Here is a 24,796-nt window from a genome sequence, read left to right as displayed (position 1 = left end):
TCCACCTACGAAGCCCGCCCGGGTTTCGTTCAGACAAGACCATAGATGACGATTCCTGTAATTGACCTGTTTGCAGGCCCAGGGGGGCTGGGCGAAGGATTTTCACGTTCTGCCAGAGGTGATTTCCGGATCACCATATCCATTGAGAAGGATGCGATGGCGCACGAGACCCTGCGTCTTCGAGCTGCCCATCGCGAACTCACGCGCAATCCTGCAACAACTGATGAAGACTGGCAGCTTTGGGATGCACTGGTAGAGGGTGTGCCATGGAACACCCTCTTCACCACACTCCAGGCCTGCGAAAGCCTGAGAATCCGGGAAGCATGCTCCCATGCAGACCAGGAAGCCCAGCAGATCGAGCTTGGTCCTAACAACCGCAACGAGGTTTCGATCGAAATCCGCAAGCGGCTTGGACCCTACCTGGAACACGGCATGCTGCCGGACAATGCCGTGCTGATCGGCGGACCTCCCTGCCAAGCCTATTCAGTCGTCGGTCGTGCACGCAACAAGGGGGAAGAGGGCTATGTCGCCGAGAAAGATCAGCGACATTTCCTCTACCGGGAATACCTTCACGTCATCGCGGAGTTCCGGCCAGCGGTCTTCGTCATGGAGAACGTGAAGGGAATCCTCTCATCCAAGGTGGACGATGGTCATATCTTTCATAGGATCTTGGACGACCTGAAGAATCCTGGCCTGGCGGACGGTTCTCGGGATCCCCTCGAATATGTCCTCACTCCACTGGTGGACCCTGAATCGCGGATAGTGCCCGCTCCCGAAGATTTCATCATCAAGGCAGAGAATTTTGGTATCCCCCAAGCTCGCCACCGAGTGATCATCCTGGGAATCCGCAAGGACGTCTACGAAAGGCTCAAGGGCTTTCACGGCCTCGAGGCGTCACCACGTCTCACCGTGCGACAGGCGCTGGGAGACCTTCCCAGCCTGAGTCCCCAGGTGTCCAGGCGGGGAGAGGGCATGACCTGGTTAGATGCGCTGTCGCTCCCGATCTTTGACAAAGCGGTCCACGAGCTGAGACTGCAAGGAACTGGATCGAGTCATGAGATCGCCGACTTGATGATGAACCTTCGCCAGGATCTATTGTCTAGACAGCATGACCCAGGCCCAGGTCGCGACCGGATGCGCCTGCCTCGAAGCGACCGGCGAAATCAGCTTCGTGCAACGCCTGAGTGGTACAGGGATCGCGAAACGAATCTGCTCACGAACCACGAAAGCCGCTCTCATATGCCGAGCGACTTGGTCCGTTACATGTTCATATCAGCCTACGGAAAGATTGTCGGGGAAAGCCCGCGGCTGGCCGATTTCCCCATATGTCTGCTTCCGGACCACAAGAATGTCAACCCTGAGAAGGTCAGTGAATCTATCTTCAAGGATCGTTTCCGGGTGCAGGTCGGGCACAGGCACAGCATGACCATCACGAGTCACATCGCCAAGGATGGGCACGCATTCATTCACTACAAGCCAAAGCAGTGCCGCAGCCTCTCGGTACGAGAGGCTGCGCGCCTTCAGACCTTCCCGGATACATATGTGTTCCTGGGAAACAGGACATCCCAGTACACGCAGGTAGGCAATGCCGTCCCGCCTAGGCTCGCCAATCAGATAGCTGACGTTGTTGCCGAGATACTCAAGCAGGCAAGGCTCTCCTGAGGCTTGGTCAAACTGCCCCCGGCCGGGGCAGCACAGGCCGGATCATCGATACTCCAGCGGATAGCACCGAATCAGGCTGGAGGACCCGACAGGGCAATTTGCCAATCTGCAGGATCTACGCGTGAGCATTGGATACGAACCAAGCGGCCATCGGCTTTCAGTAACCCATCACCCTTTCCATTCAGGTTCTCGGCACCCGCCTCGTCGATAATCACGCGACTCTCCGTCGCACTCTTGACCCGCAGCGCCAGCTGGGCGGGCAGATTGCTGCGCAGGTTGGTACTGATGACTTCGGCGCTTGGCTTCTGGGTGGCAATGATGACGTGAATTCCTGCCGCGCGAGCCTTCTGCGCAAGCCGTTTGAGTTCCGCCTCGATCTCCTTTTTTGCCAGGGGATCGTGCGTAAGGTCAGCGTACTCATCAAGCACCACGAGCCACCACGGCAGGCGATCCTTGTCGAGCACAGCGGCATTGAATTCGGCCAGACTTCGTTTTCCGGCTGTCTTGAAGACTTGGTAGCGCTGCTGCATTTCCTCGACCGCGGCCTTCAGTAGCTTGATCGCGTCTGCATCGTCCCAGCCAATGCCTCCTTCAAGATAGGAGGAACCATCGAACGGTGCGAGTTCCGTGCCCTTAGGGTCCACTAGCATCAGACGCAGTTCGTCGGGAGCATAGTGCCGGGTCAAACCGAACAGGATCGTGTTGAGAGCTTCCGACTTGCCGCTTCCGGTGGTACCCGCGACCAACAGGTGAGGGCTGTTGGACGAAGAAAAGTTCACCTCGACAAGCTGTCCGAAGCGATCCTCTCCGATAGGCACTGCAAGTGCTGCGGATGGTCGTCGCCATATGGACCAAGTTTCCATCGCATTGACGAAATAGCGCTGCTCGGCTCGCTTCGGCATGTCGATGGTCACGAAACCGCGGTCGATGCTGAAAGTGACGTTCTGATCCTGCTCGAGCTGCAGAACCAGTTTCAGGGCTGCCCCCTTCTCCGAGAGCTTGCGAGGGTCGACGCCTGGACCAGGTCGCACCTTGAAGAGTATTGATGCTGGCCCTTCAATGAAAGGCTGCTCCTCATCGTGTGCAGCTGATACGGTAATTCCATGAGTCGCGAAACAGCCAAGAATGTTTTCGTATGTGCGACGCAGCATGTTGTGCGGCATCCCTCGAATATTCCCGGGAGTCGGCTGCAGATGCGTGGTAACGGAACTGGTTGTAGGAGAAGTGGCTTGCTCATTGGTCGCCAGATTGTGAGCGAGACCCTCCAGTGCAGGCTCAGTAGCAAGCGGCGTTGAATCAACAGGATGCGTCGGCTCAACCTCAGTTACAGCTTTATTTCGTCCGGGGTCGAGGGCATCCTTGTTACCTGGAGACAGTGCACCCGAGTGGCCCACGGTCGATTTCTGACACGAGTTAGAACTGGTCTCGGTAATTGTCTGGCGCTCCGCTCTTCCCTCGCAGCGTTGGACGTGATCGACTAGGTGGAATCTTGTTGACCGTAGTACCGTAATGCCCTCTGCATCCGATCGCAGGAGGTCTTGGCTCTCGCTGTCCCAGAGGCACACGGAGTAGACACCATTGACGGCCCGAAGGCGGATTGATCCTGAACGCAGGTCAGAGATCGTGCGGTGCACAAGGTCGGTTTCTGAGTTTCTGATGTCTCCCGCCTCTGCCCCCATAAGTTGAACTGCGTCTGCTGGAAGGCTCTCTACGGCGGATGCGATCTGCTCCCGCCACATGGCTTCGTCCACGTTGCGCGCTGTGTCGCTACCCGATCCAGCAAGCACAGATCGGAAGAAGTCACAGGTCCGCTGCACTTGGACAACGCCGTGGCCATCGTAAAGCTGACGCAGCTTGCCCTCAACTACTAGGACGTCCACATCGACGAAACCGTCGTCGCCTCGTTCCAAAGTAAGACGGCACATATCCGCACGCACCTGGGCATGACCACCAAACCAGTCCGTGTGCTCATCCAGGCTGATCCATGCGACAAGCCCGCTCCCCAATCGTGCCGGGTAGATCTCCTCAGCCAGACTCCGGGCGACCGTAAGCCCGATGATTTCCTCGGTGACCCGAGCTACGCCCAGAGCCTGCAGCGCGAGTCTTGGAGCTAGCCGCCTAGTTGAGTCGTAGATGCCTTCAGCAAGGCTGGCCAACAAGTCGGGCGAAACCCCGGACTGGGTTTGCTGTGGAATCAGCCGCCGCAACTTTCTGGCCAGACGAGCCTGGATCAGCTCACGCCCCGATCGCGAGGAAACTACCAGCGTGTTGAGGCGGTTGGCACCAACACCATCTTCGATGCTCAAGACGTCGGGCGCGCCTGCCTCGTCGGACTCGATCTGCTCACGTGATATGTGCCGTTCGAGCGTGACAACCCAGTGGCAGTGCTCGTGCAAGTCCTTGAAGAGCCTGGCAGAGTCTTGAAAGTTCACGCGCAGTTCGACCAGGTCGGTGTTTTCTGGCTGGCCCGGAGCGACAGGCCTGGACCGGTTTGCTCGTACTGTCAATGTGCTCCATGACTCGAGTACCGGGTCTGGGTACTTTGGCAGCATTACCAGCGAGATTGCTCCCCCACCACCTCCTGCCTCCAAGCGGAGCGGCCGGTGCTGAAGGGCATCGAAGACCCCGGTGCGCTCAACTGGTGCCTCGGTGTTCTGCTGGCTGACGATCTGCTCCTGGAGTACATGGGTAACAACAGCAATGTCAAGCTGGAGATCTGCCAGCAGTCCAGCGAGACTGTCGCCTGCCCTGTAGTCGATCAGGGCGAGATCCCTGTCGGGGAACAAGCGTGCATGTGGCCCGCTGTCTCCCCCATCGGATACCTTCTCTACCGCCCTTGCGATCGCCTCCCATCTGCTCTTTGGGGCTGCAACGTGCATCGAGATGCGCAGCGATCGATTCGCCCTCGCAGTGATCCGCCGGAGAATTTCCGCTGGCATTGAGTCATTGGTGGGCAAAACAACCAGCAGTGACAGTCCGTCTCGCTTGTAGGGGTGAGCATCGAGATAGCTGACGATGCGGGTAGCTATCGATCCAATGGCCTCTGCATCAAACGAGACGTCTCCGCTGTCGGTATCGAGCGGAGAGAAGTCCTCCCACCAGCCGGACTCGGATTTCGAATAAAGGAGCTGTCCCATGTTCCCCACCGCAATCGGTGGTGATTCACGAGGTGTGAGCTTCTCTAGCCAGTCGAGATAGAAATCGCCCTCTCCGTCAGAAAAACTGGCTGTACCAGAAAGGAATTCGTGAGCGAGTCGCCTTGTCTGCTCCAAATATCTACATATCCACCGCAGGCGTATCGGGTGCAGGGGTAGCATCAAGCGTCGCTCGGAGCCAGCGATGGCGACAAGGTCTGTACCAAGAAATGCATCAAGCTCCTTGCTACGGGTACCGTCCGGGACGAAGTGCTCGCGAGCTTGCCGGAGGAGCGATTGCCAAGCGTCCAAGAACGACTGAATTCGCCCGGTATCCAGACCAACTTTCTGAAAAGCATCGCGCAGCTCATGGCGCAGTGTCAGCAACTCATCCAGTAGCGGGCTGTTGTCTTCGGACCGGTGAGCTGGATCCAGTGCCAGTCCATCCAGACCAGCCTCACGATATGCCAGCGGCGTTCGCCAGTCGTCTCCGTCGGCGGGTTGGGTGATCAGCAATGTCCCGGCCATGTCCAGAGCAGGAGAATCCGGTGCCGCAGCCAGGAACCAGAAGAGCGCAAACTGTTCAATTGGTGAAGGCAGCCACTCCATCTGGTCGATGACCTCTAGCGTCTTTCCGTTCGAATCACGAAGCGTGAAGCGCAGAGGGAGCGGATCCCAGGTGTACTCCTGGACGGCATCGTCGGTGTCGTCAGGCTGGTCCTCGAGTAACGGAGGCACTGGCAGCGGGTGGATCAATTCCTCAGCAGGCTCCAGCAGACAGGCGTCAGGCAGTCCTTCGAGGTCCGCAGAGATGGAACGCAACGTGTCGCCGAAGAGAAAGGCAAAGAGTCCGTGTGTCGGTGTTCCTGCAGCGTCCTTGCTTCCGATTTCGATGGAGATGCTCGCTACCCCGGCTGCGGTTGCATCCGCCCGAACCCGCTGAACAAGTCTCACGATCTCTATCGCTGGATTGAAGAATTGCCTGCGCGGTGGTTCAGCGAGGCGTTCGACAGACTTTCGTGTGGCTGCAGTGAGCGCGTCGGTCAGAGAAGCTGCACCCTCAGCAGGTACCGCCTCAAGCAGGCGGTTCGCGTCCAGGCTGTTCCGGGCGTTCAGGCCGACGGTCACGTCAAGGGAGTCAAATTCCCCGAGGCGGCCGGGTGCAGAGCTTTCGATCTCGGCACGAACGCGGTCACCTAGGCGCAGGCCGGCGGTGTCCCTGACAAACAGCTGGCTGAAGATTTCATAGGGGATCTGTCTGCGGAGCTCATCGGTCGGTGTGAAGCCGTAGCTGGAGCAGAGCTCGTGCCAGCGGGTCGCATCGGAGTCTGGCATCGGGCTGCCATCGGAGCGCTTGAAGCGTGTCGCCTCTGACCTTGCGGCTACTTCCTCTGCAGCGAGTTCGGTTGAGCCATCGAGCAGGTCCGCGTGCCGAGCGTTCATCTCTAGCCTGCGGCGGCATCGCGCCTCAGCACCACCTTCGTTCCAGCGTTCGTCTGGGAACATGTCCATGGCCCAGAGTGTGCTCCCCACAATGCGGTCTGCCTGCATTTCGTCTATGACGCGATCGTGAGCAATCCAGGCACGGCAAGCCAGTTCTACAAATGCAACGTAGCGGCGAACTGGTACCGGTTCGATTTCTGGATGAACGAGCCGGATCACCTGCAGGAGGCGCTCGAGCAGAAGCTGCGGAACACCGTGCGAGCCACCAGCGCTCCGCCAAGCCTCCTCAATCAGGAGGCCAGGAATGCCACGACTTGCTTTCGCGTAGTCATCAAAACTGCCGTCGAGAAAGTTGCTGTCACGGAGGCTGAAAATGTCTTTCAGACCCTGCTCATCACTTTGGACACTGCTCTCGATGTAGATGAGGCCACCAGGATTATGGTTTCGGTAGTGCGTGATCGAGTACCCGGACTCGGCAACAAACTGCGGAGGCAGGGTGCCGTCCAGGCCGTCTGCGACAACCAGTCGAACCTGCTCAAGTTTGGCTGCGTGAGCAGCTTCTGGCCACGCCTCCACAAGTTGAACGATTTCGTCCGCGTGCAGGTTCTTGATCCTGAAGCACTGGTGCATGGCTGCTCGGTCACGAGTCAGTGCCAATGTGGCGACTCTGGCGGCCACCTTTGCAAGAGTCCTGGACATCAGCTGCGCCCTCCCGGAGCGACCATTCTTGTGGCATCGGAAAATACCTTCAGCAGACCTGCGGCGCGCATCTGGTCAGCTAGGCGTCGTTCGTTTTCTTCGAAGATGGTTCCGTCAAATGCCATCAGCATGCCGGCACGAGCGGCACTCTCCCGGCCAGCGACTATGCGACATCTTTCAAAAAGCCATTGAGTCAGGAAATTCTCGAACTCCAGCTCAGTGCCAGCGGGCACTGCGGCTAGTACTAGTGCCTCGATCGCTGAAAGCTTTAGCGTGAAGTGGCGTCGTCCTTTCCAAGAGTTCAGAAGACCTCCGGCCGCCGCTGTATTGCCAAAGAAAGCGCGGATCTGACCAAGCTGCTGGCCGCTCAGTTGGCCCTGGCTTGCACCTTCTTCGCGTGAGACCTGCTCGATAACGCCAACGATGTCCTTGAGACAACGTTGCGCCGCACGTCGCAACTGTGGATGTGAACCGGCACAGTCGACTACTACAGCCATGCCAGGCCCTGCCTGAATTGCGAGCGCGCGCGCTGCCTCTACCAAGGCGAGCCAGATGGACGTCCAAGCCATGACCGCCTTAGCGCGTTGGACTGCGGGGAGACCCGTGTGACTGAGAATGTTCCGCATGCCGTCCCTGAACAGCTCCTCCCAGATATCGTTGCGAACCTCTGTCGCGGCTTCAACTACATCAAAGGACGGGGCATCCTCGTCGTCGTACTTGCCTTTTGCACGAAGGGTGGCTGACAGAAGTTCTAGCGGCGATTCACGGTCTTTCGGGTAGAGTGCATCGAAGCCGTCCCGCATTGCCTGTAACCGATCGTGGTCAGGATCACGTCGCAGGACTGCAAACGCATAGGCCCCGGCACCGCGCAGGTACCGTCTCTCCATCTGCACTTCTACGCCGGCCTTGCGGCCCTTTCTGGCATCCCAATGCACCAGTGACCGTGTGTATGGAAAAAAGTGCGTGCGCTCCCACCCCTTCGCCTTGATCGCATTGGGTACGTCAAGCTCCAGGCAGCGCAACAGGTGGCCAACGGCAACGGCTGTGTGCTCATTCAGGAGGACGGATGCCTTGCGCGCTGGGTCTAACTGTTCCGTTATCAGTTGTCGTGCAAAGTCATGTGCGGCGCGATGGACGTGAACCCTTTCGGTGTCTGGCAAGGTGCCTTCTGCACAGCAGACGACGAGGTTGATCAGCTCTAGGCCTGGGTAGTGACCGGAACCGTCGACGACGAAAATGCCGCCGAAGAGCTTCTTGGTGATATCCGGTGCTTGGACAGATGCAGTCGCCATTACTCGCCTCCTACCTGAATGACGCCCTGATCGAGGGAGACGTTTTGAAGTTGCCCGCGCATGAAGACCGAGATCTGAGCCGATTCCTCCGTTGCGCTTTCAGAGAGTTGTCCCAGAAAGGTTCGGACTCGCCGAATCTCGTTGGCATAGAACTCTTCGCTGACATAGCCAGACGCCGCACGGCCGATGCATTCGAATGACAGCAGGTCAAGCGGAAGGTCCTTTAGCAAACCAAGCCGCTCATCGATTTGAAGGATGACGCTTCTGTCTATCCAGTCGACTGAGCGTGGCATGAACCATCGGTCGTCCTTTCCGCCTAACCAGGCCGCCTTGGCTGGATACAGGTTTATCCTGCTACTGGGAATCTGTCTCGCGATGATTGCAGCATCAGCGCTGGCCTTTCCGAACGCAGGGTCGACCAGATAGAGCATCGTTTCGGTTCGGCCAATTCTCAGTCCCTGGATCGAGTGCAAGCCCGCAATCATGACGTTCTTGACTCGGACCCGCTCCTGCGGCGAAAGTCTGCCTTCGAGCACGCTGAGGAATATGTCACCAAACTTGAAGCCCAGCTTGAGCATGACGCTTTCTGAGCCTTCTATGTCATCGAAGAAGGCCCGTCTTCTAAGGGCGGCAACCGCTAGGCCAGTTGTCTCTGCCTCACGTGCATGGTCAGCACGTGTCTGAGGATTCCCATTGAAGTCATCGATGCCCAGTGCGGCGTCGACGATAGTGGCCCGATTGGTCGAACCGGCAAGGAACTTCAAATCCAGCTGATTCGGCTCGAATACTTCACCACGATTCAGTATCCTTTCGTCGACGCGACGAACAGCAATAGCGCCGGGATCCAAGCGTCTGAGCGCGGCCAGCAGCGGAATTCCCTTTTCCGCGCGGTCGGCCGGAAGATTCGGCGGAGCGCGGAACAGCAGGTTGTAGAAGACCCACGCGTGCTGCCATCCCGTAGGGTGACTGCTGGACGTCAGGCGCTGGTCCACATCCGAGCAGGTCAATCCACCGGTAATGAGGTACGACACTAGCATCAGCATTTCGCGAATCGTGACTACATTGCCAAGCCTCTCAAGTGCCTCGAACACTTCCTCCAGACGCCTGAGGCGCAATTCAGAAGCGGCGCCGTGTTCGGCAAGCAGGGCTCGATTGTGGCGGATGGGGCAAAGTGATTCGTGCACGCAGGAACCACAGGAACGGTCTCCCCATCGTCGACCGTCTGAGACCCAGCTTGAAAGTACCCGCCGCAGCAAACTGGCAGGGAGCTCATCTGATTGAGCAGCTACCGACTGGTAGTTGAGGTTGATGATGTGGACCGTGCCTTCTGCGTTGGCCGTAACGCCGCGTTCGAACGAATCCTTGAATAGCTCTGAGATTGATCGGCAGACTGGACCGGCATTTTCCGAGCTGATGATCGCTCTCAACCGCCCTTCGTTCGCACAAACGACTAGAGCTTCGTTACTTCGATTACCTGCCTCTTCGAGGAGTGTCGCTGCATTAGAAGGTGGCTGAATCTCGGAAAGATCCTTGTGGATTCGCAGAGGCACGCCTTCAATCCCGCTCGCCGGAGGTATTGCAGAGCTGCCATCGCAGCTTTCGAGCAGAAACTTCCTTGCGCTTCCTGGGTCATGTCCCAGTAGACCAGTCTCGATCAGCCGCCTGCACATGTGGGTCTTACCATGACCTGCATCCCCAGTAAGTATTACGCAGCGTGCACCTGCCTTGACTGCATCTGCGGCATACGAAATAGCAACCGTGGCGAGATCGAGGTTGTCCTCGCCAGTCTGGTACTCCTCGTAGATCTGATCATGGGCAGCGCTGAACGGCAGGAAGCGGTGCAGGCGAACGATGTGGCTGTTGATATTCGCTGGCATATCAGTCTCCCTCTGTGCTCAATTATTCTTGGTTGTATTTGTAACATGTCTTGAATCGGGGTTTCCATTCAGCGGTGATGCGGAACGATCCCATAAATCCTCCACTGCCCCTATTGGCAGGAGTTCTGCTTTCAGTGGGGCAGAACATACTGAATCGATCCGGGCTTGATAGACGCTTCTTGGTATCTGTAGCGGAGTACTCGCGTTTTCATTCTTTGGTTGGCGACTATGAGTTGGTGGTGCATTTACAGGCCGCGTCAGTCTACCCATTCATAGTCTGTTTTTCGGCACTACACATTGAATGTCCAGTCTTGGTCGTAGGGCGCGCCATGCGAGCCACCGTCAGTCGAAAGTCTGGTAATGAACGCTGCAACGCTCCGGCTACAGAACGTGAGCAGGTCAGGTCATCCCAGAATGGTCGGCTTGGAAAAAACTCTGACCGGCCTAATGTCGTAGGTCTCAACCTGAGAACTGACTAGCTGTCACCGGCAAGGGGGCCTGGTCGGAAGATGTATGGCGGGAGTGCACGCAGGGGTGAGCCAGCCCAAAGTGGAAACCTTGGACTTTCGCATTGAGCTGCCTGTTTGCCCGTCTGTAAGCGGGAGTGGTATGCCCATGGGGCCGCCTCGGGACTGGCGGTGCGTTTACGGGCCGCTATCTGCTATCTAGGCATGAGCATGCAGGTTAATTGCCGAAGGGAGAGCAGCCAAGCGCCGGAAGGGGCGGTAGGGGAGGTTTATTCCGCGGTGGAATTAATTGTGTGCCGTTCCTGATTCAATCATTAACTGAAGTCTGCACCAGAAAAGTAAAGACTTCGGCCGCTTTGCCTTAAAAGAAGAGTATTCTGATTAGCTTTTTTTCTTCAAATCAGTAGATTTAGGCCGATTTGTTCCCAATGTTCCCAAGAAAAACGGCTGTTCCCAAAGTGATTCTGGGAACACTTTTATTCAATAGCGACAATGGCTTGGATGAATATTTTTAGATTGTTCCCAGTGTTCCCAAGATTTTCGGTCATATCCTAGAAGACATATTCGCTGGATGTTGTGCAACTGATTCCTTCATGGAATGTCTAGTCGCTGCTTTACCGTTTCGCAATGGGGTGAGGTCATCAGCAAGGAGGGTGGGGCCTTCCCCGGTTCCTCTGTAGCGGGTAATTCGAGCCGCATCCTCGGACTGTTGCGAGAACTGCCCAAGGGGGTTGTAGCGTAAAGGTGAGGGAAGGGTAGGGGCGTGAGGCCGGAAGGTCGCGGGTCCTTCCTGGGAGCTTCAGATGCGGGTAATTCGAGCCGCGTTGTCGGGCTGTTGCGTGGCTTCCTAAGGGGGTTAAGTGAAGGTCAGATGCTCAGGGCTGGGCTAGCGCAAAGCGGGGTACCAAAACCAGGGAGGGGGTACAAAGTGGGGTACAGGAGTAAAATTGATTCTCAAGAATCTTTATTCTATGCGGGTTTCAAGAGATGATTCAATTGACGCCAGCCCCATTCAAGACACCGCCACACACTGGAAAGCCTAGTGTGTGGCGGTTTTTCTTTGCCTTTTGGTGTCCTGTGGTGTCCACCAAATCGCACCGATCATTTTTCTCCCACAATGCGAAATTCAGGCTTTGGCTTCTGGTAGTCGTCCCTGATGAACTTGCCGTAGGTGCGGAAAACCACCTCCACATCCTCATGCCCCAGCTGGCTGGCCACGTACCAGGGATTGGCGCCAGCCGTCAGCAGGGCCGAGGCATAGGTGTGGCGGACTTGGTACGGGTTGCGGTACTCCACTTCGGCGCGCTTGCAGACCGGCTGCCAGAGCGTCTTGCGGATCTGGGCGTCGGTGCTCCATGGCTCGCTCGTCCGAGGGTTGAGCCAGATGCGCTCGCCCTTGAGCTCGGAAATAGGGCGCTGGGCGCGCAGCGCTGAAAGTGCCTCGGCGGACAGCTCCACATCACGGATGCCGGCGGCTGTCTTGGGCCCCTTGATCACGCCAGCGACCTGATTGAGCTCTATCCAGGCAATGGCTCGCTCCCAATCGATGTTGCTCCACTGCAACGCCTGCAGCTCGCCTGGGCACAAGCTCGTCTCGAACCAAAATTGGAGCATGGACCTTTCGTCGGGGCGGCAGGCCTTGAGGATGGCAGAGGCATGACTTGCTGGCGGCGCCTGCGCGACTGGAATGCCGCTGGTGTCTGGGAGCAGTTGCACCAAGCCATGCGTACTCGCTTGCGTGAACATGCCCTCGCAAAAGACCATCGAAGCTGCACGCCGACAAGGGCTATGACTACAAGCGCTGCCGTGCGCATCTTCAATGCTCTTTTCGTCAACGTCACCGGGCGCTATGTGCCTGGCTGCAATGAGATTGCGCAGCGTCTGGTTCGGCAACGGGTTTATTTCGTTGTAGTACGCCGGCTTCATGGCTCCAGAACGCAAAAAGCCCGCTCTTCAAGGCGGGCTGGTTGGTGGATGGTTGAATGACGCTTTCAACCTCAGGAAGGCGCGATTCTTGAGCGATCCCAGCGTCGCGGCGCTCAAGGTGTCTTTCTTCGGTCCGTTCTACGGTGGCTACCACGTGGTGAGTCTGGATGATCAGTACCAGACGTCTTTGGTGATTGGCAATAGCCTCGACTACTTCTGGCTGCTTTCCCGAAGCAAGAGCATCCCTGAGCAGCAATTTAGGCGATTGCTGGACAAGGTTCAATCGCAGGGGGTGGACCTGAGCCAAGTCCAGGTTGTCCCGCAGTAGGGAGACGAGTCTCAGCTCCAGAGAATTAGAAAAGCCCGTGGCGGCAGGCTGGAGTGTTGGTAGTCAATGGCCGCAAGGCAGTACTTATCCCTGGCCTTCTTGAAAGTTGGGTGCGCCGCAGCTTCCGCAATGCTTGTTGGTATTGGTATTTGTCATATCGGTGCTCTTTACAAAAAAGCCCGCACGAAGGCGGGCAATGGCAATGTAGTGGAAGGACTTCTAGGTCTTGTTTCGGCCTCGATAGTTGAGGTCGGTGGCAGAGTAGTTCTCGCGCTTGCGCCAGTCCATCTGGATGGGGCCGGCATGGTCGGCGGGATAGGTGATGCGTTCTTTTTCCCGACTGAGCTCCCATCGCTTGGCTTCCACGGTATGGTGGACAGCGGACTTTGTAGTTTTGCTCATTGCTAAGGCCCTCAGTAAATTTCCGAACAGTTCGTCCCACGGTACCGCGTTACTGCGGACAGGTCTATCGATTTCGTGTTCGAAAGAGCAGGGGAATACGGCTCAAGCACCGCCCCGCAGTTGGCGTTGAATGTTGTAAACCAAAGGTCTTTCAGTTGGCCTATACTCGTTTCACTCGCTGTTTAGGCCGTTCGCCCCAACAGTGCTTGTCTGACACCATTGCCGCCCCTTGGCCGCAGGTAGCCGCTCTTCTAGCAAAGCACGCGGTGGTCACTCCCCTCTAGGCGAACTCCCCAGATCCTGAACATCCTTATGGATCTGCGTTGCCCCCTGCATTCACAGTGGGCCTTCCCTATCTCATTTGACGGTCTGCGCGATCATGCGTGCGGCCGTCCGTTTTCATGCTGCATAAAAACATTACAGAGCAGATTGGCCGCTACGTGGTCACACCTCTGCCACAGCCGAGCACCAGCGGCCAATTCCTGGCTGCCGTTTCCATTCGCCGCGGCGCTTATGACCGCGTCATTCGATTTGTCCCTCAGTTTTCTAACGAGTCGCTCGCCTCTGACTATGCCCTGACCGAGGGGCGCAACATGGTGCTGAACCGCAGTCTGAATTGAGCGGCTGAATCCTTCACTCACAGGAGCTACTTTGGCAAAAGAAGAACTAATCGAGATGTCAGGACGAGTTGATGAAGTGCTGCCGGACGCGCGATTTCGCGTGACTCTGGAGAACGGCCATCAGCTCATCGCATACAGCGGCGGAAAGATGCGCAAGCACCGTATTCGCGTTCTGGCTGGCGACAAAGTGACCGTTGAAATGTCGCCCTACGACCTGAACAAAGGACGAGTGACCTTTCGCCATCTTGCTCCACGCACTGGCGCTGCTCCTGGAGCCAAGCCGGCCTTCAAGCGCCGCTAACTCCTCTCAACCTCTTGTCCGCTCATTGCATCAATGCCTGAGCAAACTTTGAAAGAACACTATGCAATCCAATCTCTATGTGACCAATCTCAGCTACACGATTGACACTGATGCTCTTCGTGCACATTTCGGCGGCTGCGGCGATGTCGTCGCCGCTGACATCATCATGGATCGCGAAACCGGCCGTTCGCGCGGCTTTGGCTTTGTTGAAATGAGCACCGCAGAGCAGGCGCAAAAAGCCATCGAGCAACTGAACGACCAGCCATTGGGTGGTCGCGCTCTGGGTGTGGCTTTGGCCCGTCCACGCAAATAAACTTCTTTGATTTGCAGGAAGAAGGCTCACGCCAAAAGCGTGAGCTTTTTTCTTTTGTGCATGTTTTTTAGTTGCGCCTACTTAGGCGACTACCTTCTTTATTTACTGGAGTTGAACCTCGCGCCAGCCAGTCTTGATGGCCATCTCTTTGCACTGCAGGGCAGCTTCTTGAAGGATGAGCGTGCCGCGTAAAACGCCTGCTGACAGACAACGGTGCAGCCTTCCGGTCCAAGGAGTTTGCTGCAGCCTGCAAAGCCTTGAGGGTGCAGCACAAGTTCACCAGACCGTACCGGCCGCAGACCAACGGCAAGGCCGAGCGGTTCATCCAGTCAGCGCTACGCGAGTGGGCCTATGGCTGGAGGTACCAGAACTCAGCTGAGCGGGCCCATGCGCTGGCGAGCTGGCAGCACCACTACAACTGGCACAGGCCACACAGCGGTATCGGTCACATCGCTGCGATGTCCAGGCTCAAATCTGCAAATAACCGTCTTGACGGTTCACCGCTATTGCAGCCAGCGATCCACAGAGCTGGCAATTCGAGCAGATGGCCACGCAGCTGATGCGGCAACCTGGCGCACAGCGTGGCCAGTGATCCCTCTGACCAAGGAGAACCCTCAATGAATTTCAGCGACGCCATCAAGGAATTGACGCTGGGTAAGCGCCTGCAGCGTACGGGCTGGGGCGGCAAAGGCCTGTTTGTCTATCTGGTGCCTGCCGCCAGCTGTCCGGTGCAGACCGGCGCTGCCAAGGAGCATTTCGGCGTGGGCGCGATGGTGCCCTACAACGCCTATCTCGCTATCAAGAACGTAGACGAGACTGTCAGTACCTGGGTGCCAAGCGTCAATGCCTGCCTGGCCGATGCGGGGTGTGGTGGGCTGCACGGTCTCGCCCCCCCATCAGCGCGTGCTGGATGAAAAGCAAGAGCTGGACGTCCGCATCACCAAGCTGGACGAGCTCATTCAGCGCAATGCCCTGTTTCGCCAACTGGGGAGCGATGAGCAGTCCCGCATGCGCAGCCAGCTCGACGTAATGCGCGAGTACGCCGTGAGCCTGGGCGAGCGCATCTCTGCTTTCTAAGCCTACTGGCCTGCTCTGGGCAATGAGCTTGCTGCTTCCTCAATAGCCTTCGACCAAAGGCAATTCCGTCCCATCGACCGCAATCATCACGCACCACATCGCTGATGAGCTGTCCGCATTAGCCAATCCATAGCAGTGACAGACTTGCTCCTGTCACCATAGAGGCTAGTCCCAGACTGACTCGTGTTCCATATTTGGCTCCCCCGACGGCGAACGCCAGTACGGATTTGGCGATTGCGCTGGAAGCAAGAATCACAACCAACCCCCACTGAGCGGTGGACAGGGGCAAACTACCTGACGCAAAAAGCTGCCCTAAGCTAGCAGCAGCGGCATGCAGTTCGGCCAAAGCTGCAAATGCCGCCGCGACCAGTACGCCAGTGCTGCCAACGACATGTTGGAGCCAGGCGCCTAAAACTAACATCAGCGCAATGGTTCCGGCAATCAGCAATGCAGTTGAAAGCTTAAATACCCGTTCGGTCTCAAATTCAGTTTGCGTGGCAGTTTTTTGTCGATTCAGCAATCCTGTGGCTGCAGCCAACACAAGGCAGAGAGCTGCAACGAGTAGAGGGAGTGCCATAGATAGCATCAGAGCTATGGATGTTGTCGAGAGAATCGCTATGAATAGGCATAGCGAGGCCAACTGAGCCAGCATTGCGCAGCCGAAGGCTTGCGCTTGCTGATGTTCGTCTGCCTTGGCCAAGTTGCCAAGGCTGGCTATAGCCGCAGTAGATGACACAAATCCAGAAAAGAATCCGGTCACAGGTAGGCCCCAGTGCGGGCCCAGCACTCGAGTAAGTATGTGGCCCAGCATACCCACAGCCATGAACAGCACAACCACTTTCCAAAGGGCTGCGAGGCTTAGTACACCCCATGGATCTACAGGTGCCTGCGGCAGAAGTGGCATCACGACCAGCGCCGCAGCGCCCAGCAGAAGGCCATCCCTCAATTCATTCTCACTGAGTAACTCACGACTCCAGCGTTGTATGGGGCCTTTGGAATGCACCAGCAATGCGCAAAGGATGCCCAGAGCTGCAGTCAAGGTAGGACTCTTGTGCGATAAGGCACCCAGAGTTAATGAGAAAAGTAGAGTCACTTCACTGGTCAAGCCTGGGTCTTTGGAGGCTGAGTGCCAGTAGGCTGCAACGGTCAGTGCACCGACCAACAGAAGTACAACGGCAAAGGGCAGCACGCCTAACCACCAGGCCGCGCAGCCAAGCAACGCTGCTATGGCATGGGTACGAGTTCCAGCGATGCTTTCTTGTTCACTCCCGCGACGCTCGCTAACGAGACCGATAAGCAGACCGCAGCCTAAGGAGACTACCCAATGATCGACACCGGCCCAACTCAGCTGCATAAGTCTCAACCTCTCGATGTGAATAAGGCTCGTCCGATTGATGGGACTGCGCCTTAGCTACTGCTACGCAGCATAGTTGAGTACGAGATGACGCCGCAAGCAACAAGAGCTGGATCGTAAAACGTTCAAATCTCTATCTAAGTCCTCCTGTGTGAAGGAGCGTGACAGAGGAGGAGTCAAGGTTGCGCGCTCCCTCAATAGCCTTCGACCAAAGGCATTTCCGTCCCATCGGCCGCAATCATCACTCCAGTGGTGTTGCGGTCGATTTCAAGGGACGTTCCATATTCCAAGCTGAGGCTTGTTTAGAACCTCTAACTGCAGGTTTGCTTATTTGGGAAGCAATACCTTGTCGATCACGTGAATCACGCCATTGGATTGATAGACGTTAGGAATGGTCACTGTGGCTGTGCCGCCTTTTTCATCCGCCAGCATGATTTTCTTTCCGCTGGCCTTGGCCGTCAGGGTGCCGCCACTGACTGTTTTGATCATGGCCTTGCCTTTGCCGTCCTTGATCATCTTGCTGAGTGCTGTGGCGTCCAACTTACCCGGGACGACGTGGTATGTGAGGATGTTTGTCAGCGTCTCTTTGTTTTCAGGCTTGAGCAATGTGTCAACGGTACCAGCGGGAAGAGCATCAAATGCGGCATTGGTGGGCGCAAAGACGGTAAATGGACCGGGGCTCTTAAGCGTATCGACGAGGCCCGCAGCTTTGACCGCAGCGACCAGCGTAGTGTGATCCTTGGAATTGACTGCGTTGTCGATGATGTCCTTGGAGGGTCGCATGGGGGCTCCACCTACCATCACATCAGCCATTGCCGAGACGGATACAGCAGACATAGAGATAGCCAGGCTGAACGAGGCCAACTTGTGTGCAGATTGAATCGAGAACATGGATGCTCCTTAATGTTCAAGCCGAAAAATGCCGGCTGAAAGGAATACGCAGCCACTCCTTATCTGGATTCATTGAATTTCGTTATTTGTTTTTACTGGCGATTCGTCGGGTGCACGGGTGTAAGGCAAGGTTGCCTTTGACGGCTGCAATGCTTGCTTTTGAAGATGCAGGCAGGTGGCTCATCAAGCCCTGACTGGCAGAGGTCCTAGATCTTGACGGCTCGACCAATGAACTGGATGGGGCCAGTGGGTCGTCCAATCGGTGAGCCGCCATAGGGTTCCAGGGTCAGTTCAAACAATTGATTGGGCTGCAGAGGGGGGAGCTTGTCCACCGGAACCTCTATGGCCTCGCCTGGCTTTACCAGGCCAAGCGATACTGGAGCGCTCCAGCCATCACCCTTGGTCCAGAACTGAAGGGATTTTTCTGCAGGAACGTTATCGGTACCCAACGGCACCAGACGAAGCCTGCCTTCGGTCTGGGCCTGCACCAGCCAGCCAGGAGACTGACTTTGAGGCGCAGCCAGTACCACAAAGTAGCGTGGTGCGGCGGGAGGAGGAGCCTCGCGCGCTACAAGGACTGCTGCTAACACTGCTGCCGCCGCGAAGCCAGTGCCTGCCAGTCCGCGCCATAGAGAAAGGCTGTCCCACTGCCACCAGCGAATCTTTGTCGCTGTAGCTTGAGTAGCCTTGGGTTGTGCAATGCTTGCGACGATGCGCTGCCACAGGCCGGCTGCCGGTTCAATCGGCTCGGCCAGGGATGTGAGCGGCAACAGGCGCTGCTCCCACTCATCCACTGCTGCACGCAGGGCCGGCTCACATGTCAGGCGGGATTCAATGGAGCGACGCTGGTTTGCGTTGAGCGTGCCTAATACATACTCTCCGGCCTGGGTATGCAGGTCGTCTGGAGGCAGTGATTGTTGGGTTTCGCCGCTCATTGCATGCATTCCCGCAGTGCGCGCAGTGCGCGCTGAATCCAGGCTTTTACTGTGCCCAAAGGGGCTTGCACCCTCTCGGCAATTTCACTGTGTGTGCAGCCGTCAACATAAGCGTGCAGCAAGCAGGCGCGGCGTGCAGGCTCCAAACCGTCCAGGCAATGCCCGAGACGGCCAAGCGCTGCCTGTCGCGCAAGCTCATCGCCACTTTCCTGCCAGGCCGCAAAAGCCGCCTGTGCATCCATGTGCGCTGTAGCCGGTTCATCCAGCACGGTCTCTCGCGCACTATTGCGCACTCGATTCAGGGCAGCATGTCTGACGATGCTGTAAATCCAGCCTCGGCCAGCACCACGGCTGGCGTCGAAGCTCGATGCACGTTCCCAGATGGACACAAAAGCGTCGTGAAGCACATCCTCTGCCGTAGCGCGGTCACGAACTATTCTGAGAGCAACACCTAGCAGATAGCGGGTTTCGCGCTCATAGATGCTGCGCAGAGCTTGGAGATCACCTCGCGCACAGGCTTGCAGCGCAGCGTCGTGGTCGAAAGCGTCGTCTTGGAGGGCAGCAGCAGGCGGCACAAATAGAAGATGAGAGGGAAATAGAGATAAATCCTTCAACCATTCTAGTCATGCCGTTGCAAAACCTTACATCGTGGGTTTCCAAAAAATGTAATCGGCTTGGTACTTGACCATGGTCTTCTGGCCTTTGGTGGCTGTGGTGCAGGGTTTGTCTGCAGGAGCAACACCCCCTTGGAGCGCGACGCGCTGGATGTAGCTAACGTCTACCAGCGCGCCGGCACCCATGGCGGGATTAGCCTTTACCAACTGATAGGGCAAGCTGCCAGGGCTAGATGGTGCGACTGCAAGTTGCGTAGCCGTGAGCTTGGAGCCGTCATTGGCTTCCCAGGTTGCGGGAGGTCCGTAGTAGCGGCCCACGGTCTTGCCGGAGCGATCTTTCAACACCGCATCGGGACCGACGAAGACCCATTCGGTTTGGCCGGGTGCATTGGCCTTGTCCCGGCACTCATAGGTGATGTCACCACTGCCAACCGTTTCCCAGGCTACCTTGTGACCTGCGGGAACCTGTATGGGGGCAGGCAGCGAAGCCTGAGAGAAGCTGCTGGCTGGCGACTTCATCGAGCCGCATGCAGTGAGCAGGGCTGCTGCTGAAGTGATGGCAGCAAAGGCGGCGAGGCGGTATGTGAAGCGAGTGGTCGACATCGAGATTCTCCAATTAGATCGGTTGGAAGGATTCACTGAAGCAGCACGTTGCTTGTGTTGCTGCAGGTACTACCCACGAGATCGATGTTTGGATGCACCCGGTGCAAATTTTTTTGAAAATGTTCCGTGACGCTGTAACTCGTGGCCGCTTTAGTAGCCCTCATCCAAGGACATTTCCGTCCCATCGACCGCAATCATCACTCATGTGGTGCTGGGGTCGATTTCAATTGGCACGCCCCTCATCTCATTGGGCCTACCAAAGGAGATGACGATGTTGAACTGGCGCAACTCTTCCTGCGTCACCTTGATCAGCTTTAGATAGGCGTTCTTGTGGGCCTTCCAGTGCCTCAGGAAGGTTTGGCAAACGCGCTTGTGGACGGTGTGGATCGGAGTTCATCGGTCATGGCGCGATTCTCTCAGAGCTGGACGCAGCTCCTAGGCGTACGACTGGGAACGGTTGAATCCGCCGCCAGAAGCGGTCATATAGGGGCACGAAATGAACAACGGCTTCTGACGGCATCCAGTTAACATGCGACCCTACAGTTGCGACGAAATGCTCATTTTCGTGAGAGTTGCCTCAAAGGCAGTTTGATGCCACTGGCCCTCGTTTTCGGTTCAGGCTTGAAGAACCTGCGAGTCAATCCGAACAGTGTCGCTTCCATCTTTTCTGACTGCGACCAGCATCTGTCGACCAGTTATCACGACAGTGTCACCCAGCACCTGAACGAGAAGATCAGAACGATCGGTTTGCTGATAGTTGACATGCGTTCCGCCGGAGCGGAATCGGTTCCTGGATTAAGAGCGCGCCAACCTCGAAGCCAGTGCAGCCAAGAAACTTGGACTTCAGCAGCCCAGCAACTCTTCAAACTGATCTATCAAGCATCTTGAAACTGGAAGCTGTAGTTTGCTTCCAGTTTCCGCTCTTTTAAGCATTTACCAAAACCATCCGTCCTGTCTGGTACCGAGAGGGCTTGCGCGTCTGCACTTTCAGCAACTTCTGCAAACCGGACCTAGGGCGACAGTACGTGAAGGGCTGCACTGGCTCGATCGGAGATTGCTCGCGCCGACCGGCTAGAAACAGTGAACGCTCCAGACTGATTGGATTCCTTCGCGTCCCTGTGTCAAAACTGCAGGAAGCGCCAACACCCGTCATTGAGCTGAATGAGCGCCCAGGTGCCGAACTGCATGGATCCACGTCCCACGGGACCAAAATACCGCTTCTGTGCGCGGTGCCAGGCTTGAGGCCTCCATCGTTTCCATCGATCTTTTGCAATCCGTGTCGACTTGCCGCTCAGTTAATCTGCCGTGATTTTTCGTTCACGGATGATGCGACTCCATTTTTCGTTCTCTGTGGAAATGAATTTGGCCAATTCTTCTCGTGATGTTGGAGCTGCAGTTTGGCCGTGTTTAAGCAGGCTTGCTCGCACGTCAGGTGCGTTCAACACCTTCACGAGCTCGACATTCCATCTGTCCAGTAGCGGCTTGGGTGTTTTCCCTGGCGCAACGAACGCATACCAGTTAGTGGCGTTAAAGCCGGGATAGGTCTCTGCGACGGTGGGCACATTGGGCAGGTAGGCTGGTCGTGTCAGTCCGGTGGTTGCCAGCGGAATGAGCTTGCCCGACTCGATATGCGGCAGCGCTGTGGGTGGTGCTGCATAGAAAGAGCTGACGCGTCCGCCCAGGACATCCTGTAAAGCGGGGGCTCCACCCTTATAGGGAATGTGAACCGTGTCGATCTTTGCAATGTCGTTAAGCAGTTCGCCGGCCAAGTGGGCAGCTGATCCAGGGCCCGTAGAGGCAAAGTCCAGTTTGCCCGGTTCACGCTTGGCGGCAGCCACAAACTCGCTTAGGGTTTTGATGCCTTTGCTTGCAGGCACCACCAGAACGTTGGGAAAGGTCACGCCCATAGTGATGGGTGCGAGATCCTTTAGCGGGTCGTAGCTCACCTTCATGAAGTGTGGCGAGATGCTCAAGGGGCCGATGGAGCCGAACAGCAAGACAGAGCCATCGGTAGGTCCATGGGCAACCTGGGCATGCGCCAGATTGCCGCCGGCACCAGGCTTGTTATCCACGACCACGCTCTGGCCTATGTTTTCGCCGAGCTTCTTGGCAATGATGCGTGCCGCGATATCGGCCGAACCGCCTGCGGCAAAGCCGACAACCATGGTGACCGGTCTTTTGGGGGGGAAGTCCTGGGCATTGGCACCGGCGAGCGGCAGGCAGGCGGCCAATGCGGCAGCCAGTACGAGAGGGCGTCGTTGCATGTTGTCTCCTGATCGAGTCGTTATCAACGGCGATGGTAAATTTCCAGGACTATTCTGTAAATTGCAATATATGATTAAACTATTGCATGGGATGCATTAAATTCGATATTGCCGAGCTACAGGCGTTTGTCGCCACGGCAGAGAATTCAAGCTTTCGTGTAGCTGCGGAGCGTCTTTTTTTGTCTGCGCCGGCGTTGAGTCGCAGGGTGGAGCGTCTGGAGGAAGCACTTGGAGCCAAGCTGCTTGAGCGCACCACCAGGCATGTCCAGTTGACCGCAATTGGTCAGGAATTTCTGACTGAGGCGCGCGCAGCGTTGGAGAGCCTCGAGACCGCAGCGCAGCGCATCAGCGATCAGGCCGTGACTCGCCGGGGATCGGTGACAGTGGCTTGCATTCCATCAGTGGCAAACCATCTTTTGCCGAACGCATTGCGCGCCTTCGCCGATGAGTACCCGGATGTGCAAGTTCACGTCATTGACGAGAATGCTAGCCATGTCTTGGATGCCGTGGTAAGGGGACGAGCTGATTTTGGGCTCAGCTTTACGGGAAGTCAGGAACCCGGAATTCAGTTCGAGACATTGGCACGCGAGCGATATGTGTTGGCGATGCTGCGCAGTCATGCTTGGGCATGCCGCTCAGAGGTGGCGTGGTCAGAGCTTGCCGGAGTGCGTCTCGTATCCGTATCGCACCAGAGCAGCAATCGACTGCTTTTGGACCAAGTCATGGCAGGCCTGCTCGAGCAGCCAATGGCTTGGTACGAGTGCAATCACGTAACTGGGGCTCTGGCTCTTGTCGAAGCAGGTTTGGGAATGGCTGCCATCCCGCAGCTTGCCCTGCCTGAGTGCAATCCTAGGGTCTGCGGTGTACCACTCATCGAGCCTCAGTTGTGGCGGACTTTAGGCTTGATACAGAAGCGAGAGCGTGTGCTTAGTCCTGCCGCTGAATCCCTGAAGAACCGCTTGCTCGCCCTTCATGTGAACTGCTGATCACGCACAGAGCGCTCGACAACAGCTTCTCCGATGAACGCCACCCCATTGAAAAGGGGTGGTCTGTAGAACTTCACGCCATCCAATCAGTTCGACGAATCCTGAGCGGGACTGCAAAGATGAAAGCTACAAAACAGCTCGTAAGCAGTCATCGATCTCACTAACGAGTAATGGGTCGTTACGGACCTGCGCTCAGAACTCAAAAGGGTGCAGGGGAGGACACAACACCTGCCGGGCCGGGCCCGAAATACACAATCTCGTCGCCAGTGGTGATCCCAAGCATCCATCCGGGGTGAACTGCTTCTGTGATGTAGTCGCTGGCGCTGCCAGGCAGGATGCGTTCATTGGGAAAGCCATATCTGCCGGGGGTGCGCAGCAGTGTTGGATATGTCTGCTCTGTGAGTGGCCGGTCAGTGCTGAGCATCTTCGGTGATCCACTTCTTCAGGAGTGCTAGGGGCTGAGGGTAGGGCGCGTGGATTTTCAGTGGGCAGACCGGTAGCAGAGATTCGTAAAACGCGCGAGCAGAGGTGCCCAGCGTCGAAACATCACCTTCGTTTAATCGATCTTCAGACCATCGCAACCAGCGCGCCAGCATTTCATCTCTCACTTCGTGAGGGCTGAGCGTTGAGATTACTTCGGCGTGGACAGCCCCCAGAAGTACTGGGTGGCCCACCGGTGCATATTGGATTTGTGTAGTGCGTAGATCAGGCGCACGTGCCCCAGCATCATGGTGTCAATGGGTCGATGCAGGCGACTCGCGGCCAGCGGTGGGCAGAGTCTTAAGCGCCGGCCCAAGCTCCGGTCCGGTCACACGCCGAGGCATCCATGGGTCGATGACATCTCAAGGCCCTTCTATTCAAAAAAACTGTTGATTTATACAGTAAATCTAAAGGAGGGCTGATCTGGAATCCATTAGAGGGTCAGGTGTTGATACGGCAAAGATGGCTATGGCGGTGACTACTGATCTAGCGACGGACCCAAGAAAAGCGCCCTCAGCTCGAGGGCGCTTTTGTTCCAGTGAGCGGGACCATAGCTACGGCTTTTAGGCCGTTGAGTTGAGCTGGACGTAAAACAAAAAAACACTTCCGGGCGAATTAAGACTCCCCAGGACGGTACATCGGTTATGGTGGGTAACTTAAACCACTAAGGAATCGCCTGATGCCAAAACCCAACTACCAATTCGAAAAAAGGCAGCGGGAGCTCGAGAAAAAGAAAAAGAAGGCTGAGAAGGCTCAGCGCAAAGCTACAGGGTCCGAAACAGCTGCGCCAGTCTTGGCGTCTGAGGCACTGGTTGAAAACAAGTAGGTAAGGGGGCAGGCTTTGTGTCAGCGTGACTTTTGAGTGTCTCAAAAGAGCCGCTCCGGCACTTAGCTCAGTGGCTTACCAAAGTGTGATCAATGGTGTCTGGATATCCACAGCCTTGAACTTTGTAAGCTGAAAAAATTGCCTGCAAGATGCGTCATCGTGCAGGCAATTTTTTGCTAAAAACCGGAACACATGCCGGAACAGTTCCCGGAACGTCTTCAAAGGTTATAGCATTACATCTCTGGTGTCCCGGGGCCGGAATCAAACTGGAACGCCTTGCGCGGGGGATCTTGAGTCTCGTG

The 24,796-nt window shown here is 56.6% G+C and carries 18 protein-coding genes and 4 pseudogenes; 11 read left to right on the top strand and 11 right to left on the bottom strand.

All coding sequences use genetic code 11. The features are described 5' to 3' along the window. Positions 1–45 precede the first annotated feature (45 nt). On the top strand, positions 46–1,662 hold the full coding sequence (locus QYQ99_RS04355) for a DNA cytosine methyltransferase (protein WP_302091585.1): 1,617 nt from the start codon (positions 46–48) through the stop codon (positions 1,660–1,662). A gap of 71 nt (positions 1,663–1,733) precedes the next feature. Here QYQ99_RS04355 and QYQ99_RS04350 read toward each other — a convergent pair whose 3' ends face one another. The 4 genes and pseudogenes from QYQ99_RS04350 to QYQ99_RS04335 form a co-directional block, all read right to left on the bottom strand. Further along, the gene (locus tag QYQ99_RS04350) at positions 1,734–6,869 is read right to left on the bottom strand and encodes an FtsK/SpoIIIE domain-containing protein (protein ID WP_302091584.1); all 5,136 of its coding nucleotides are present in this window, start codon (positions 6,867–6,869) and stop codon (positions 1,734–1,736) included. Positions 6,870–6,937: 68 nt separating this feature from the next. Beyond that, complete coding sequence (locus tag QYQ99_RS04345; RefSeq protein ID WP_302091583.1) at positions 6,938–8,230, bottom strand: hypothetical protein; 1,293 nt, start codon at positions 8,228–8,230, stop codon at positions 6,938–6,940. Then, on the bottom strand, positions 8,230–10,107 hold the full coding sequence (locus QYQ99_RS04340; RefSeq protein ID WP_302091582.1) for a hypothetical protein: 1,878 nt from the start codon (positions 10,105–10,107) through the stop codon (positions 8,230–8,232). The genes QYQ99_RS04345 and QYQ99_RS04340 overlap by 1 nt, the downstream gene beginning before the upstream one ends. A 1,568-nt stretch (positions 10,108–11,675) precedes the next feature. Then, positions 11,676–12,227, bottom strand: a pseudogene (locus QYQ99_RS04335) (site-specific integrase); the annotation flags it as partial. Between QYQ99_RS04335 and QYQ99_RS04330 the strand changes: the two are divergent. Then, positions 12,222–12,320: pseudogene (locus QYQ99_RS04330) on the top strand (IS5/IS1182 family transposase); the annotation flags it as partial. The pseudogenes QYQ99_RS04335 and QYQ99_RS04330 sit on opposite strands and share 6 nt — an antisense overlap. 256 nt (positions 12,321–12,576) lie before the next feature. Next, positions 12,577–12,828: pseudogene (locus tag QYQ99_RS04325) on the top strand (lipocalin family protein); the annotation flags it as partial. Positions 12,829–13,047: 219 nt separating this feature from the next. On the opposite strand, the gene QYQ99_RS04320 reads toward QYQ99_RS04325, so the two are convergent. After that, on the bottom strand, positions 13,048–13,230 hold the full coding sequence (locus QYQ99_RS04320) for a hypothetical protein (protein WP_302091581.1): 183 nt from the start codon (positions 13,228–13,230) through the stop codon (positions 13,048–13,050). A 401-nt stretch (positions 13,231–13,631) separates the two neighbouring features. Here QYQ99_RS04320 and QYQ99_RS04315 point away from each other — a divergent pair, with 401 nt between their 5' ends. From QYQ99_RS04315 to QYQ99_RS04290, 6 genes and pseudogenes are all read left to right on the top strand, one after another. Then, positions 13,632–13,850, top strand: a complete 219-nt coding sequence (locus tag QYQ99_RS04315) for a hypothetical protein (RefSeq protein ID WP_302091580.1) — start codon at positions 13,632–13,634, stop codon at positions 13,848–13,850. A gap of 31 nt (positions 13,851–13,881) precedes the next feature. Beyond that, positions 13,882–14,151 (top strand): translation initiation factor IF-1, encoded by a 270-nt coding sequence (gene infA / locus QYQ99_RS04310; protein ID WP_302091579.1) that lies wholly within the window; start codon positions 13,882–13,884, stop codon positions 14,149–14,151. A gap of 61 nt (positions 14,152–14,212) precedes the next feature. Continuing rightward, a complete protein-coding gene (locus tag QYQ99_RS04305) occupies positions 14,213–14,464 on the top strand; it encodes an RNA recognition motif domain-containing protein (RefSeq protein WP_302091578.1) in 252 nt (83 codons plus the stop codon). 185 nt (positions 14,465–14,649) lie between these two features. Beyond that, positions 14,650–15,024 (top strand): annotated as a pseudogene (locus QYQ99_RS04300) (integrase core domain-containing protein); the annotation flags it as partial. A 57-nt stretch (positions 15,025–15,081) separates the two neighbouring features. Beyond that, on the top strand, positions 15,082–15,378 hold the full coding sequence (locus QYQ99_RS04295; RefSeq protein ID WP_302091577.1) for a DUF2829 domain-containing protein: 297 nt from the start codon (positions 15,082–15,084) through the stop codon (positions 15,376–15,378). Continuing rightward, entirely contained in the window at positions 15,368–15,541 is a 174-nt protein-coding gene (locus QYQ99_RS04290) for a crAss001_48 related protein (protein WP_302091576.1), read from the top strand. Before QYQ99_RS04295 ends, QYQ99_RS04290 begins: the two co-directional genes overlap by 11 nt. 118 nt (positions 15,542–15,659) lie before the next feature. Here QYQ99_RS04290 and QYQ99_RS04285 read toward each other — a convergent pair whose 3' ends face one another. The 5 genes from QYQ99_RS04285 to QYQ99_RS04265 all read right to left on the bottom strand — a co-directional run bounded on the left by QYQ99_RS04285 (position 15,660) and on the right by QYQ99_RS04265 (position 19,938). Next, the gene (locus QYQ99_RS04285; protein ID WP_302091575.1) at positions 15,660–16,895 is read right to left on the bottom strand and encodes an MgtC/SapB family protein; all 1,236 of its coding nucleotides are present in this window, start codon (positions 16,893–16,895) and stop codon (positions 15,660–15,662) included. A 327-nt stretch (positions 16,896–17,222) separates the two neighbouring features. Then, a complete protein-coding gene (locus QYQ99_RS04280) occupies positions 17,223–17,786 on the bottom strand; it encodes a fasciclin domain-containing protein (protein ID WP_302091574.1) in 564 nt (187 codons plus the stop codon). A gap of 206 nt (positions 17,787–17,992) precedes the next feature. Next, positions 17,993–18,721, bottom strand: a complete 729-nt coding sequence (locus QYQ99_RS04275) for an anti-sigma factor (protein WP_302091573.1) — start codon at positions 18,719–18,721, stop codon at positions 17,993–17,995. Further along, positions 18,718–19,296 carry a sigma-70 family RNA polymerase sigma factor gene (locus QYQ99_RS04270; protein WP_302091572.1) on the bottom strand — a complete coding sequence of 193 codons (579 nt, stop codon included), beginning with the start codon at positions 19,294–19,296 and terminating at the stop codon, positions 18,718–18,720. Before QYQ99_RS04270 ends, QYQ99_RS04275 begins: the two co-directional genes overlap by 4 nt. 66 nt (positions 19,297–19,362) lie before the next feature. Further along, positions 19,363–19,938 carry a DUF3455 domain-containing protein gene (locus QYQ99_RS04265; RefSeq protein ID WP_302091571.1) on the bottom strand — a complete coding sequence of 192 codons (576 nt, stop codon included), beginning with the start codon at positions 19,936–19,938 and terminating at the stop codon, positions 19,363–19,365. A 591-nt stretch (positions 19,939–20,529) separates the two neighbouring features. Here QYQ99_RS04265 and QYQ99_RS04260 point away from each other — a divergent pair. Continuing rightward, the gene (locus tag QYQ99_RS04260; RefSeq protein ID WP_302091570.1) at positions 20,530–20,826 is read left to right on the top strand and encodes a hypothetical protein; all 297 of its coding nucleotides are present in this window, start codon (positions 20,530–20,532) and stop codon (positions 20,824–20,826) included. 407 nt (positions 20,827–21,233) lie between these two features. Here the strand turns inward: QYQ99_RS04260 and QYQ99_RS04255 are convergent, their stop codons facing one another. Beyond that, positions 21,234–22,202, bottom strand: coding sequence for a Bug family tripartite tricarboxylate transporter substrate binding protein (locus QYQ99_RS04255; protein WP_302091569.1), 969 nt, complete (start codon positions 22,200–22,202; stop codon positions 21,234–21,236). 86 nt (positions 22,203–22,288) lie between these two features. Between QYQ99_RS04255 and QYQ99_RS04250 the strand changes: the two genes are divergently transcribed. Continuing rightward, entirely contained in the window at positions 22,289–23,188 is a 900-nt protein-coding gene (locus tag QYQ99_RS04250; protein WP_302091568.1) for a LysR family transcriptional regulator, read from the top strand. Positions 23,189–24,796 lie beyond the last annotated feature (1,608 nt).

Origin of the sequence: Comamonas testosteroni (assembly GCF_030505195.1) — a bacterium.
Classification (GTDB): Bacteria; Pseudomonadota; Gammaproteobacteria; order Burkholderiales; family Burkholderiaceae_C; genus Comamonas; species Comamonas testosteroni_G.
Note: the sequence above shows the minus strand (reverse complement) of the source record. Positions and strands in the feature narration are given on the sequence as shown.